Genomic DNA, 13,471 nt, shown 5'->3' on the forward strand with positions numbered 1-13,471 from the left:
ACGAACCGGGCGGCTTGACGCGGAGTGATCCCGTTGCGGAGAGTGGGCCCGAGACAACCGCATACGGCGAGCGGGACCCAGGAAGACCGGTGCGAGTCCGGCGCGGTCCCGCCACTGTCACCGGGGAGCAGACCCCGCACGGAGGCCACGGGGAGACCTGGAAGGCCGGGGCGAGCGCGGATCCGGGAGCCAGGACACTGACCCGCACGCCGCGCACCACCCACCGACCCGGGACGCGGATCCCGCAGGAGAGGACGATCGATGACTGCTGCCCCGACCTCCGGCGGCCCGGGGCGGATCCTGCTGCTCTCGACCTCCGACACCGACCTGCTCTCCGCCCGGGCCTCCGGCGCCGACTTCCGCCTGGCCAACCCCAACCGCGTCCTGCTCGACGAGCTGGCGGCGATGGTCGCCGACGCGGCCGTCGTCGTGGTCCGGGTGCTGGGCGGCTACCGGTACTGGGAGGAGGGCCTGGACCTCCTGCGCGCCTCCGGGACACCGCTCGTAGCGCTCGGCGGCGAGATGGCGCCCGACGCCGAGATGATGGAGCTGTCCACCGTCCCCGCCGGCGTCGCGGCCGAGGCGCACACCTACTTCGCGCAGGGCGGGGCCGACAACCTCCGCCAGCTGCACGCCTTCCTGTCCGACACGGTGCTGCTCACCGGGGAGGGATTCGCGCCGCCGGTCGCCCTGCCCGAATGGGGAGTGCTGGAGCGTCCCCGAACCGACAACGCCGCCCCCGTCCAGGGGCCCACCGTCGCGGTGCTCTACTACCGCGCCCAGCAGATCGCCGGGAACACCGCGTACGTCGAGGCCCTCTGTCGGGCGATCGAGGCCCAGGGCGCCACCCCGCTGCCGATCTTCTGCGCCTCGCTGCGGCAGGCCCCGGCCGAGCTCCTGGAGACGCTGGAGCAGGCCGACGCCATGGTGGTCACCGTGCTCGCGGCCGGCGGCACCAAACCCGCGCACGCGCAGGCGGGCGGCGAGGACGAGGAGTGGGACGTCGCGGAGCTCGCCGCGCTCGACGTCCCGATCCTGCAGGGCCTCTGCCTCACCTCCAGCCGCGCCGCCTGGGACGAGAACGACGACGGGCTGTCCCCGCTCGACGTCGCCACCCAGGTCGCCGTGCCCGAGTTCGACGGCCGGTTGATCACGGTCCCGTTCTCCTTCAAGGAGGTCGACGCGGACGGCCTGTCCGTCTACGTCCCGGACGAGGAGCGCGCGGCCCGGGTCGCCGGGATCGCGGTGCGGCACGCCGACCTGCGGCGGATCCCCAACGCGGACAAGAAGATCGTGCTGATGCTGTCCGCGTACCCGACCAAGCACGCGCGGATCGGCAACGCGGTCGGCCTCGACACCCCCGCCTCGACGGTCGCCCTGCTTCAGGCCATGGACCGCGCGGGCTACGACGTCGGCGAGTTCCCCGGCGTGGTGGCGGGCGACGGCGACGCGCTCATCCACGCCCTCATCGAGGCCGGGGGCCAGGACCCGGACTGGCTGACCGAGGAGAAGCTGGCGGGCAACCCGATCCGCATCTCCGCCGCGCGGTACCGGCAGTGGTTCGACACCCTGCCGGAGGACTTCCGTTCCGGTGTGGTCGAGCACTGGGGGCAGCCGCCGGGTGAGCACTACGTGCAGGACGGCGACATCGTCGTCGCGGCGCTGCGGTCCGGGAACGTCACGCTGATCGTCCAGCCGCCCCGCGGCTTCGGCGAGAACCCGGTCGCGATCTACCACGATCCGGACCTGCCGCCGTCGCACCACTACCTGGCCGCCTACCGGTGGCTCGCCGCCCAGGAGAGCGACGGGGGGTTCGGCGCGCACGCGGTCGTCCACATCGGGAAGCACGGGAACCTGGAGTGGCTGCCGGGCAAGACCCTCGGCATGTCCGCGTCGTGCGGCACGGACGCTGCCCTCGGCGACCTCCCGCTGATCTACCCCTTCCTGGTCAACGACCCGGGCGAGGGCACGCAGGCCAAGCGCCGGGCGCACGCCACGCTCGTCGACCACCTGATCCCGCCGATGGCCCGCGCCGAGTCCTACGGCGACATCTCCCGCCTCGAGCAGCTGCTCGACGAGCACGCGAACGTCTCCGCGCTCGACCCGGCCAAGCTCCCCGCGATCCGCCAGCAGATCTGGACGCTGATGACCGCGGCGAAGATGGACCACGACCTCGGGCTCGACGAGCGCCCGCACGAGGCCGAGTTCGACGACATGCTCCTGCACGTCGACGGCTGGCTGTGCGAGATCAAGGACGTGCAGATCCGGGACGGCCTGCACGTGCTCGCCGCCGCTCCGGAGGGGGACACCCGGGTCGACCTGGTGCTCGCGATGGTGCGGGCCCGACAGATGTGGGGCGGCGAGCAGAGCGTCCCCGGCCTGCGCGAAGCCCTCGGTCTGGTCGAGGACGGCTCCGAGCAGAAGGCCCGGGTCGACGAGGTCGAGCAGCTGGCTCAGGCCCTGGTCGCCGACATGGAGGCTGCGGGCTGGGACCCCGACGCCGCGTCGGGCGTCGTCGCCACGCGGATCCCGAAGCCCACGGCGCGACTCACCGAAGCCGAGAGCGCGACTCGCGGAACAGGCACCCCCGATCCCGCGAGTCGGGGTGTGGGCTCCGGTGAGTCGCGCTCTGAGCTTCAGCACGAGACCGTCGAGAAGATCCTTCGGTTCGCGGCGAGCGAGATCGTGCCGCGGCTGGCGGAGACCGCGCACGAGATCGACCGGATCCTGCACGCGCTGAACGGGGGCTTCATTCCGGCAGGGCCGTCGGGAAGCCCTCTGCGCGGGCTGATCAACGTGCTCCCGACCGGCCGGAACTTCTACTCGGTCGACCCCAAGGCCGTCCCGTCGCGGCTGGCCTGGGAGACCGGGCAGGCGATGGCGGAGTCGCTCGTGGACCGCTACCGCCGCGACCACGACGGCGAGTACCCCCGCTCCGTCGGGCTGTCCGTCTGGGGTACCAGCGCCATGCGCACCAGCGGCGACGACATCGCGGAGGTCTTCGCGCTCCTCGGCGTCCGGCCGGTGTGGGACGAGATGTCCCGGCGTGTCACGAAGCTGGAGGTGATCGACCTCGAGGAGCTCGGCCGGCCCCGCATCGACGTCACCGTCCGCATCTCCGGCTTCTTCCGGGACGCGTTCCCGCACGTCCTGGCCCTGCTCGACGACGCCGTCCAGCTCGTCAGCGACCTGGACGAGACCGCCGAGCAGAACTTCGTGCGCGCGCACGTCACGGCCGACGAGCAGCGCACCGGCGACCGGCGCCGCGCCACCACGCGGATCTTCGGCTCCAAGCCCGGCACCTACGGCGCGGGCCTGCTCCAGCTCGTCGACTCCAAGAACTGGCGCGACGACGCCGACCTCGCCGAGGTCTACACGACCTGGGGCGGCTACGCCTACGGCCGCGGGCTCGACGGCGCCCCCGCGCGCGACGACATGGAGACGGCCTACCGGCGGATCGCGGTGGCGGCCAAGAACACCGACACCCGCGAGCACGACATCGCCGACTCGGACGACTACTACCAGTACCACGGCGGCATGGTCGCGACCGTCCGCGCGCTGACCGGCACCGCGCCCGAGGCGTACGTCGGGGACTCGACCCGGCCCGAGGCCGTCCGGACCCGCACGCTGCACGAGGAGACCGCCCGCGTCTTCCGCGCCCGCGTGGTCAACCCGCGCTGGATCGAGGCCATGCGCCGGCACGGGTACAAGGGCGCGTTCGAGATGGCCGCGACCGTCGACTACCTGTTCGGGTGGGACGCGACGACCGGCGTGGTGGCGGACTGGCAGTACGAGAAGCTCACCGAGTCCTACGTACTCGACCCCGACAACCGGAAGTTCCTGTCCGAGTCGAACCCGTGGGCGTTGCACGGCATGGCCGAGCGGCTGCTCGAGGCGGTGGAGCGCGGGCTCTGGGAGGCTCCGGAGCAGGCCACGCTCGACGCCCTGCGGCAGGCCTACCTGGAGACCGAGGGCGACCTCGAGGCCGAGTGACCGACGGCGGCGCCCGACCGCTGGGGCGTCGAGCGCGTCATGGATCCATAACGCCTGCGGGGCGGATCTTGGAGCGCGTTATGGATCCATAACGTGGCGGGGCCGCTCCCTGAGCGGTACCCGAACTACGTATCGACCCTCGCCCGTCGCCGGCCGGACACTCGGGTCCCGCGTCCCGAGGAGGCCACCGATGGAGACCGTCGTCGACGAGATCGCGCCCGACCTCTACCGGCTGTCCACCTATGTGGAGCCGGTGAATCTCCCCTTCAACCAGTACCTGGTGGCGGGGGAGGACCCGCTGCTCTTCCATTGCGGCCCGCGGCAGATGTTCCCGCTGGTCAGCGGGGCAGTGGCGCGAGTGCTCCCGGTCGATCGGCTGCGCTGGATCTCCTTCGGGCACGTCGAGTCCGACGAGTGCGGGTCGATGAACGACTGGCTCGCGGCGGCCCCGCGGGCCGAGGTCGTGCACGGCATCCTCGGCGTGATGGTCTCGCTGAACGACCTCGCCGACCGCCCGCCGCGGGCCCTCGCCGACGGCGAGACGCTCGAGCTCGGCGGGCGGCGGGTGCGGTGGATCGACACGTCGCACGTCCCGCACGGCTGGGAGTCCGGGCTGCTCTACGAGGAGACGACCGGGACGTTGCTCTGCGGGGACCTGTTCACCGCGACGGGCCGGACACCCGCCCTGACCGAGGCCGACCCGGTGGGGCCGGCCCTCGCGGCCGAGTCGATGTTCCACGCGACCGCTCTGACCCCGGCCACCGGGCCGGCGATCCGGGCGCTGGCCGACCTGCGTCCCGAGGCGCTCGGCCTCATGCACGGCCCGGCGTTCCGCGGGGACACGACCGCGGCGCTGACCGGACTGGCCGCCTCCTACGACCAGCTGCTCGACGAGGCGCTGGCCGCGCGGGCACCGGTGTGAGCGGCGAGGGACCCTACGGGCTGGCGGGGCGGGCGGCGCCCTCCGCCCGGGTGGTGCCGCGCCGGCCGGCGGCGGCCAGCGGGCTGGCGACGTCCTCGAGCGACTTCCCCTCGGCGTCGATCCCGAGGAACCAGGCCACGATGCCGCCCACGACCATCACCGCGGCCCCGAGGATGTAGCCCCAGAACAGCCGGATCGGCTCCGAACCGTCGCCGATCAGGCCGCCGTAGATCACCGGCCCGAGCACGCCGAAGCACTGGGCGATGGCGAAGAAGACCGCGATCGCCTTGGCGCGCACCTCGAGCGGGAAGCTCTCGCTGACCGTGAGGTAGGCCGAGCTCGCGCCGGCCGAGGCGAAGAAGAACACGACGCCCCAGGCGATCGTCTGGGTCACCGCGTTGAGCACCCCCGCCTCGAACAGCCACGCGGTGATCGCGAGCAGGACGCCGGAGACGCCGTACGTCGAGAAGATCATCTTCCGGCGGCCGACGGTGTCGAAGAGGCGGCCGAGCACCAGCGGCCCGGCGAGGTTGCCGACCGCGAAGGCGATGAGGTAGATCGGCTGCGACGCCGACGGCACCCCGAAGAACTTGCCCAGGACGAGCGTGTAGGTGAAGAAGATCGCGTTGTAGAGGAAGGACTGGGTGATCATCAGCGTGGCGCCGAGGATCGCCCGGGACGGGTACTGCTTGAACAGCACCCGGGTCAGCGCGAGGTAGCCGATCTGCGAGGCGGGGGTGAGGTCGATCGCCTTGCTGTCCGGGACCTTCTCGAGCGTCCGGCCGCTCTGCTCGACCTCGTGCTCGATGTAGGAGATCGACTGCTCGGCCTCCTCGGCACGGCCGTTCATGATCTGCCAGCGCGGGCTCTCCGGCAGGTGCCGCCGCACCACCAGGATGATCAGTCCGAGCACCGGGCCGAGCAGGAAGCCGATCCGCCAGCCGATGCCGACGTCGAGCACGTGCAGCAGCAGGAGCGTGCCCAGCGTCCCGATCAGGGAGCCGGCCCAGTAGGTGCCGTTGACGGCGATGTCGACGCGACCGCGGTAGCGCGCCGGGATCAGCTCGTCGATCGCGGAGTTGATCGCCGCGTACTCGCCGCCGATGCCCATGCCCGCGACGAAGCGGGTCGCGTAGAGGAAGGCCACCCAGCCCGCGCCCGAGCCCAGGGTGAGCGCGGTGAGCCCGCTGCCGACGAGGTAGACGGCCAGGGTGATCATGAACAGGTTGCGGCGGCCGAGCTTGTCCGAGAGCCGGCCGAAGAAGAGCGCGCCCACGACCTCGCCGCCCAGGTAGACCGACGCGATCGCGCCGGCCGCGGCCGAGGACAGGTGCAGGGTGTTCGGCTCGGTCAGCACGTCCGTGATCGCACTGGCCACCGTGATCTCGAGGCCGTCGAGGATCCACGCGACGCCGAGCGCGATCACCATGCGGGTGTGGAAGGGCGACCACGGCAGCCGGTCGATCCGGGCCGGGATGAGGCTACGGACCGTGCCCGCGGGCCTGTCGGCGATCGTCACGAGAACCTCCTCGGAGTGCGATCACCGCGCTACCCGAAAGGTCATTGCGCTATGCAACGCGCGTGCGGTGCGTCCCGAACATCCGGTTCCGACCGCCCGAACGGCTCAGCGCGCCAGCCCTCCGAGGTGCCGACGCAGCTCGCCCGCCGCGGGCCCGAGCTCGCGCACCAGCGACGCCTCGACCTCCCGCACCGCCGGCGCCAGCTGCCCGTGCAGCTCCCGCCCGCGGTCCGACAGGAGGACGAGCACGCGGCGGCGGTCGGTCTCGTCGACCCGCCGGTACACGACACCCTGGTCGATGAGCCGGTCGACGATCTTGGTCAGGGTCGGGGCGGGGACCCGGACGGCCGCGGCGATCCCGCTCATCGGGTGCCCCTCGCCGTCGGCCAGCAGATCGAGCACGCGCCAGCGGTCGAGGCCGGGGCCGTCGGGGCCGAGGGCTTCCTCGATCCGCCGCTCCACCCGGTGCGCGGCGCCGGCGAGCGCGTCGAGGAGGCCGGTGTCCGTGACCGACGGTGGTGCAGTGCTCACGGCGGGTCCACTTCCTGCGGGGAGGGGTGACGGGGAGGGGCGTCCTGGTCAAGACTCTCACGGGGAGGACTCCGACGGCGGACGCGACCGGGGAGGTCCGCGATGCGCACGGCCGGCAGGGGCGGGGACCGCAGCGAGATCGGTGACGTCGTGGACGTCGCCTTCGTCGTGCCCCGCAGCGGTCCCGCGGGGCTGTTCGGCCCCGCCTGCGAGTCCTGCGGTGCCCTGGCGGCGGCCGAGCTGAACGCGGCCGGCGGCGTGCTCGGCCGCGAGGTCCGGCTCCGTGCGGTCGACGGCGGCCGGGAGCCGGCCCAGGTCGCCGCGGACGTGGGGGCGCTGGTCGAGGCGGGCTCCGTGCAGGCCGTGTCCGGCTGGCACATCTCGGCCGTCCGGCAGGAGATCGCGCCGCGGGTCAGCGGCCGGGTGCCCTACGTCTACGCCCCGCTCTACGAGGGCGGCGAGCGCACCCCCGGGGTGTTCCTCGCCGGCGAGACCCCCGACCGGCAGGTGCTGCCCGGGCTGCGCTGGATGGCCGCCGAGCTGGGCGTACGGACCTGGTGCATCGTCGGCGACGACTACGTGTGGCCCCGTGTGTCCGCGCGGGCCGCCCGGACCTGGGCGCGGACCACGCCCGATGTGCGGATCCTCGACCAGGTCTTCGTCCCGCTCGGCACCGAGGACTTCGCGGCCGCGCTCGAGCGGGTGCTGCGCTCCGGCGCCCAGGGCGTGCTGATGTTCCTGGTGGGCTCGGACGCGGTGCGCTTCAACCGGGCCTTCGCCGCGGCGGGCGCCGACCGCCGGTGCGTTCGGTTCAGCCCGCTGATGGAGGAGAACATGCTGCTCGCGAGCGGCCCCTCGCGCGAGCTGTACTCCGCCGCGGCCTGGTTCGAGAGCCTGCCGACGGCGGCCGGGCTGGACTTCTCGCGTCGCTACGTCGAGCGCTTCGGGCCCCGTGCCCCGGTGCCCGGCGCGCTCGCCGAGTCCTGCTTCGAGGGCCTCACGTTGCTGGCGCGGCTGGCCGAGCGGGCCCGCTCGCTCGACGTCGACGCCGTGTCGGGGGCGGGGGAGGGGATCGCCTACGAGAGCCCGCGCGGCGACGTCGCGCTGGTGCACAACCACCTCCGGCAGGACGTCTACCTGGCTCGGGCCGACGGTCTCGAGTTCGACGTGCTGGCCCGCTTGACCTGATTGCTGTCGCTCGACATAGTTTCACATGACAGTAATCGGGGAGGTGTCCGTGCCCACCTATGCGTTCCGCTGCCCCCATTGCGGAGGGTTCGACGTGATCCGGCCGATGCGCGAGGCGGGGGCACCCGCCACCTGCCCCGAGTGCGGCACCGCGGCCCGGCGGGTCTTCGAGTCGCCGGCGCTGCGCGCGGGGAATCCGGCGATGCGCCGCGCCCTCGACGCCTCCGAGCGCAGCGCCGACGAACCCGCCGTCGTCTCCTCGCTGCCCGGCCGCAACCCGAAGGCCACCCCGATCAGCCGGGACCCGCGGCACGCCCGGCTGCCCCGTCCCTGACGCAAGTCCGGCTCAACGCACCGCCGACCAGGAGGTACCGCCATGCCCGACGTCGTCTTCACCGTGGACCAGGCGAAGTCCATGCGCGACCAGAAGGCACCCGGCCACAACCGCTGGCACCCGAGCATCCCGCCGGCGGTGACCGTCGCCCCCGACTCGTCGATCCGCGTCGAGTGCCGGGAGTGGACGGACGCCCAGATCGGCAACAACGACTCGGCGAACGACGTCCGGGACGTCGACCTGACCTGCGCCCACATGCTCTCCGGACCGATCGCGATCGAGGGTGCGGAGCCGGGCGACCTGCTCGTCGTCGACATCCTCGACCTCGGCCCGGTGCCCCAGGAGACGGGCCCGGCGCCCGGCCAGGGCTGGGGCTACACCGGCATCTTCTCGAAGCAGAACGGTGGCGGCTTCCTCACCGACCGCTTCCCCGACGCCTACAAGGCGATCTGGGACTTCTCCGGGCAGGTCGCGACGTCCCGCCACCTCCCGGGCGTGAAGTACACCGGCATCACCCACCCCGGCCTGTTCGGCACCGCGCCCAGCCACGAGCTGCTCAACCGGTGGAACGCCCGGGAACGGGCGCTCATCGCCACCGACCCGGACCGCGTCCCGCCGCTGGCCCTGCCCCCGCTGGAGGAGGCCACCCTCGGCGGCAGCGCGACCGGCGACGTCCTCCGCGAGATCGCCCGCGACGGCGCCCGCACGGTGCCCGCCCGCGAGAACGGCGGCAACCACGACATCAAGAACTTCACCCGCGGCAGCCGCGTCTTCTACCCGGTGCACGTGCCGGGCGCCCTGTTCTCCGGCGGCGACCTGCACTTCTCCCAGGGCGACGGCGAGATCACCTTCTGCGGCGCCATCGAGATGGGCGGGTTCATCGACTTCCACGTCGACCTGATCAAGGGCGGCATGGAGACCTACGGCGTGACGACCAACCCGATCCTGATGCCGGGCAACGTCGAGCCGCGGTACTCCGAGTTCCTCACCTTCATCGGCATCGGCGTGCAGCACGAGACCGACACCCAGCTCTACAACGACGCCACCGAGGCCTACCGCAACGCCTGCCTCAACGCGGTCACCTACCTGGAGAAGTTCGGCTACTCCGGCCCCCAGGCCTACCTGCTGCTGGGGTCGGCGCCGATCGAGGGCCGCGTCTCCGGCGTCGTCGACATCCCGAACGCCTGTTGCTCGCTCTACCTGCCGACCGCGATCTTCGACGACGACGTGCGGCCGTCGGCGAGTGGCCCGGTGCGCAAGGACCGGGGGAGCTGTGCGGTGAGCTCGTGACGGGGCCGGACGCCTCGTACGAGGTCCACGAGATCCCGGAGCTGCCGCTCGAGATGGACGTGACGCTGCGGCCGGCCCGGATCGCCTACCAGACCTACGGCGAGCTGAACGCCGCCCGCAGCAACCTGGTCCTGTACCCGACCTGGTACTCGGGGCGGCACTGGGACAACGAGTGGCTCATCGGCGAGGGAATGGCGCTCGACCCGGCCCGATGGTTCATCGTGGTGCCGAACATGCTGGGCAACGGGCTGTCGTCGTCGCCGTCGAACACCCCGCCGCCGTGGGACCGGGCCCGGTTCCCGAAGATCAACGTCCGGGACAACGTCGAGGCGCAGTACCGGCTGGTCACCGAGGTGTTCGGTGTCGACACGCTGCCGCTGGTGCTCGGCTGGTCGATGGGCGCCGGGCAGACCTACCAGTGGGCGGTCAGCCACCCGGAGATGGTGCAGCGCATGCTGCCCTTCTGCGGCTCGCCGCGGACCGCCCCGCACAACAAGGTCTTCCTGGACTCGCTGCGCGCGGCGCTGACCACGTCGGTGGGCTTCGACGGCGGCTGGTACCCGCCGGACGAGTGGCCCGTCGGCGGGCTGCGGGCCTTCGCCCGGATCTACGCGGGCTGGGGCTTCTCGCAGGCCTTCTACTGGAACGAGGTGTGGCGGGAGCTGGGCCACTCCTCGCTGGAGGACTTCGTCGTCGACTTCTGGGAGAGGTTCTTCCTCGACGGCCGGGACCCGAACAACCTGCTCACGATGCTCGACACCTGGTGGAACGGCGACGTGGGCAAGACGGGGGGGTTCTCCTCGACCGAGGAGGCCCTCGGCTCGATCCAGGCGAAGGCGATCGTGATGCCGGCGGAGAAGGACCTGTACTTCCCGCCGGAGGACGAGGAGTGGGCCGTCTCGCACATGCAGGACGCCGAGCTGCGGGTGATCCCCGGGGTGTGGGGGCACTTCGCGGGCGGCGGGGCGAACCCGGTGGACACGGCGTTCATCGACGCCGCGGTGAAGGAGCTGCTCGACCGGTGAGTCACGCCTCGCGGACGTCGAGGAGATCGTTGTCCTCCACGGCCTCCCGGGAGAGCGTGGTGTAACCGCGCTCGTCGAACAGCACGGTGAGCCGGTCGGCCTCGGTGGCGAGCACCACGCCGTCGCCCCACTCGGGGTGTCGGACGGGGGTGCTGGGCGTGAGCTCCGCATCCTCGTCCCCGACGTCGGCCGGCACGTGCTCGCCGGCCGACCCCGAGTCGCACGTGTCGCAGTTCCCGCACGGCCCGCCGAGCCGCTCGCCGATGGTCGGTTCCGCGAGCTTCATCTCCTCACCGAAGTAGCCGAGCAGATAGCGGCGCCGGCACCCGCCGGTCTCCGCGTACTCGCGCACCAGGTCGATGCGGGAGCGGACGAGCCTGCGGTGCCGCTCGGCGGCCTCCATGGCGGCGTCGACCGCCTCCTGCGCCGACAGGTCGGCGCGGGAGACCCGGCCCTCCTCCACCCGCACCGCGCCGACCTGCTCGAGCAGGTTGACCGCGTTGGTCCGGCGCTGGGGGGACAGCTCGGAGCGCTCGCCGAGCTCCTTCCCGGTGGCCGGACCCTGCTCCAGGGCTCTCAGCACCGCGCGCAACGCCTCCGGCTTGGGGCGGCGCGCGACCAGGAACCGCTGCAGGCGCAGGTCGTGGTGGTGGTGCAGCTCGACCGTGGCGGGCTCGCCGTCCCGGCCGGCCCGCCCGATCTGCTGGTAGTAGGCATCGAGCGAGCCGGGTGAGGCGGCGTGCAGCACGAACCGCACGTCCGGCTTGTCGATGCCCATCCCGAACGCCGAGGTGGCGACGACGACGTCGACGGTGCCGTCGAGGAACCCGTCGTGGACCTCCTCGCGCCGGGTCCGGTTCAGACCCGCGTGGTAGGGCGCGGCCCGGAGGTCGAGGGCGGACAGGGCCTCGGAGTAGCGCTCGGCCTCCTTGCGCGTGGCGACGTAGACCAGGCCGGGCTTCGGCAGCTCGCGCACCCGCTCGACGATCTCGCGGTGGCGGAGGTCGTCGTCCGCGTAGACGTGCACGGTGAGGTGCAGCTCGGGCCGGTCGAAACTCGCGACGACCTCGCGCGGTTCGTGCAGGCCCAGACGTTCCACGATGTCCGCGCGCACGGGCGGCGCGGCGGTGGCGGTCAGGGCCACCACGGGCGGGTGGCCGAGGCGCGCGATCGTCGCGCCGATGCGCAGGTAGTCGGGGCGGAAGTCGTGGCCCCACTCGGAGACGCAGTGCGCCTCGTCGACCACGAAGAGGCTGGTCCCCGCCTCGATCAGCCGCTCCACGACGTCGTCCTTGGCGAGCTGCTCGGGCGCGAGGAACAGGTACTCGGCCTCGCCCGTGGCCAGCGCCTCCCAGGCGTGGTCCGTGCGCGCGGCGGGCTGGGCGGAGTTCACGGTGACGGCCTCGGGGACGTCCCGCTCGGCGAGTCCCTGCTGCTGGTCGTGCTGCAGCGCGATCAGCGGCGACACGACGACGGTCGGGCCGTCGAGGAGCACGGCCGGCACCTGGTAGATCGCGGACTTGCCGGCGCCGGTGGGCAGCACGGCGAGGACGTCGCGGCCCGCGAGGAGGTGCTCCATGCCCTCGAGCTGGTCGGGGTGCAGCTCGGGGAAGTCGAACCGGTCCGCTGCTGCCTGCTGGAGCCGCTCACGTGCTGTCGTCACCGGCGGGTGCTACCCACGGCCCCGTCGTCGCAACCCGGTCGCATGACCCGGGAGATCACCGATCGCACGCCGGGTGCGGCGCCGTACGGGGCGCGATCGCCGCCCCGGTCAGGGCGAGCACGACCAGGAGCAGCGCCGAGAGCGACGAGAAGCCCAGGCCCATGCCCACCCCGGCGACCAGCCAGAGCGGCAGCGCCGCCCAGGCGACACCCCAGGCCGGGGCCACGACCAGCAGCCCGGCGGTCCCGGCCGCGATCAGCAGCATCCCGACCCGCAGCAGACGGGGCCGTGGGAGGTCCGGCCGCCGGCCCTGCCACGCGGCCGCCCCGGACCAACCCAGTGAGCCGACGATCAGCGGCAGCCCGGCCGCGGACAGCGACCAGCCGTGCGTCGCCGTCAGCATCAGCGGCAGGAAGGCGGTCACCGTGAAGTACGCCCCGGCGATCAGCCCGCGCCCGGCGACCACGGCGGCGATCCCGCGCCGCGCCCGGACGGTCCCCGTCGGGACCAGCCGCCGCAGCGCGGGGACGAGCACGACCAGCGCCGCCACCGCGAGCAGCGCGCCGAGGACGGTCGGGTGCTGGCCGGCCCAGCTCAGCGCGGCCACGCCCAGCGCCGCCGCCACGGTGCCCGCCACGAGCAGGCCCAGCCCGAACACGGCCGGGGCGAGCAGCAGCACCAGCCGGGGACCGCGGGCGTCGCTCCACCGGCCGCCGAGGACGGTGCCCACGACCGTCGGCGCGATGAAGGCGACGAAGGGCCAGGCGTAGTCGGCGAGGGTGCCGAGGTCGGCCACCACGGCCGGCATCGCGGTGCCGACGCCCATCTGCTCGAACGCGACGAGGCTGATCAGCAGCACGATCCCGAGGGTCACCGCCCGCCGGCGGGGCCCGAACAGCTCGTCGCGGACGGTCGGGGCCGGGCCCGGCAGCGGGTTGGGCGGCGTGGTCACGACGCGACCTTGCACGCTGAACCGCGGTCGAGGTCAAGCGGGATTCCCGGGCGT

The 13,471-nt window shown here is 72.9% G+C and carries 10 protein-coding genes and 1 riboswitch; of the genes, 6 read left to right on the forward strand and 4 right to left on the reverse strand.

What is annotated here, in order from left to right; translation table 11 throughout:
* The first annotated feature begins 27 nt into the window (after window positions 1-27).
* Window positions 28-220: riboswitch (cobalamin riboswitch) on the forward strand.
* A gap of 41 nt (window positions 221-261) precedes the next feature.
* A complete protein-coding gene (gene cobN / locus LWC33_RS20675; protein WP_233306072.1) occupies window positions 262-3,993 on the forward strand; it encodes a cobaltochelatase subunit CobN in 3,732 nt (1,243 codons plus the stop codon).
* Between the two features lie 190 nt (window positions 3,994-4,183).
* Window positions 4,184-4,915 carry an oxygen-binding di-iron domain-containing protein gene (locus LWC33_RS20680; protein WP_233306073.1) on the forward strand — a complete coding sequence of 244 codons (732 nt, stop codon included), beginning with the start codon at window positions 4,184-4,186 and terminating at the stop codon, window positions 4,913-4,915.
* 13 nt (window positions 4,916-4,928) lie between these two features.
* Here the strand turns inward: LWC33_RS20680 and LWC33_RS20685 are convergent, their stop codons facing one another.
* Together LWC33_RS20685 and LWC33_RS20690 are read right to left on the reverse strand one after the other, a co-directional pair.
* Window positions 4,929-6,434 carry an MFS transporter gene (locus tag LWC33_RS20685; RefSeq protein WP_233306074.1) on the reverse strand — a complete coding sequence of 502 codons (1,506 nt, stop codon included), beginning with the start codon at window positions 6,432-6,434 and terminating at the stop codon, window positions 4,929-4,931.
* Window positions 6,435-6,539: 105 nt separating this feature from the next.
* Window positions 6,540-6,965, reverse strand: a complete 426-nt coding sequence (locus LWC33_RS20690) for a MarR family winged helix-turn-helix transcriptional regulator (protein WP_233306075.1) — start codon at window positions 6,963-6,965, stop codon at window positions 6,540-6,542.
* 102 nt (window positions 6,966-7,067) lie between these two features.
* Here LWC33_RS20690 and LWC33_RS20695 point away from each other — a divergent pair, with 102 nt between their 5' ends.
* From LWC33_RS20695 to LWC33_RS20710, 4 genes are read left to right on the forward strand one after another with little or no spacing between them, the layout of a single operon-like run.
* On the forward strand, window positions 7,068-8,153 hold the full coding sequence (locus LWC33_RS20695) for a substrate-binding domain-containing protein (RefSeq protein ID WP_233306076.1): 1,086 nt from the start codon (window positions 7,068-7,070) through the stop codon (window positions 8,151-8,153).
* Window positions 8,154-8,202: 49 nt separating this feature from the next.
* A complete protein-coding gene (locus LWC33_RS20700; protein ID WP_233306077.1) occupies window positions 8,203-8,487 on the forward strand; it encodes an FmdB family zinc ribbon protein in 285 nt (94 codons plus the stop codon).
* A gap of 42 nt (window positions 8,488-8,529) precedes the next feature.
* Window positions 8,530-9,777, forward strand: coding sequence for a formamidase (gene fmdA, locus LWC33_RS20705; RefSeq protein WP_233306078.1), 1,248 nt, complete (start codon window positions 8,530-8,532; stop codon window positions 9,775-9,777).
* A complete protein-coding gene (locus tag LWC33_RS20710) occupies window positions 9,774-10,802 on the forward strand; it encodes an alpha/beta fold hydrolase (protein WP_308190974.1) in 1,029 nt (342 codons plus the stop codon). Before fmdA ends, LWC33_RS20710 begins: the two co-directional genes overlap by 4 nt.
* Window position 10,803: 1 nt before the next feature.
* On the opposite strand, the gene LWC33_RS20715 is transcribed toward LWC33_RS20710, so the two are convergent.
* Window positions 10,804-12,465, reverse strand: coding sequence for a RecQ family ATP-dependent DNA helicase (locus LWC33_RS20715; protein WP_233306079.1), 1,662 nt, complete (start codon window positions 12,463-12,465; stop codon window positions 10,804-10,806).
* Between the two features lie 55 nt (window positions 12,466-12,520).
* Window positions 12,521-13,417, reverse strand: a complete 897-nt coding sequence (locus LWC33_RS20720; protein WP_233306080.1) for an MFS transporter — start codon at window positions 13,415-13,417, stop codon at window positions 12,521-12,523.
* Between the last annotated feature and the right edge of the window lie 54 nt (window positions 13,418-13,471).

Source organism: Pseudonocardia terrae, assembly GCF_021343995.1.
GTDB lineage: Bacteria > Actinomycetota > Actinomycetes > Mycobacteriales > Pseudonocardiaceae > Pseudonocardia > Pseudonocardia terrae.

Coding starts and splice junctions, on each gene's coding strand:
- cobN (WP_233306072.1), top strand. CDS start 262: ATGACTGCTGCCCCGACCTCCGGCGGCCCGGGGCGGATCCTGCTGCTC.
- LWC33_RS20680 (WP_233306073.1), top strand. CDS start 4,184: ATGGAGACCGTCGTCGACGAGATCGCGCCCGACCTCTACCGGCTGTCC.
- LWC33_RS20695 (WP_233306076.1), top strand. CDS start 7,068: ATGCGCACGGCCGGCAGGGGCGGGGACCGCAGCGAGATCGGTGACGTC.
- fmdA (WP_233306078.1), top strand. CDS start 8,530: ATGCCCGACGTCGTCTTCACCGTGGACCAGGCGAAGTCCATGCGCGAC.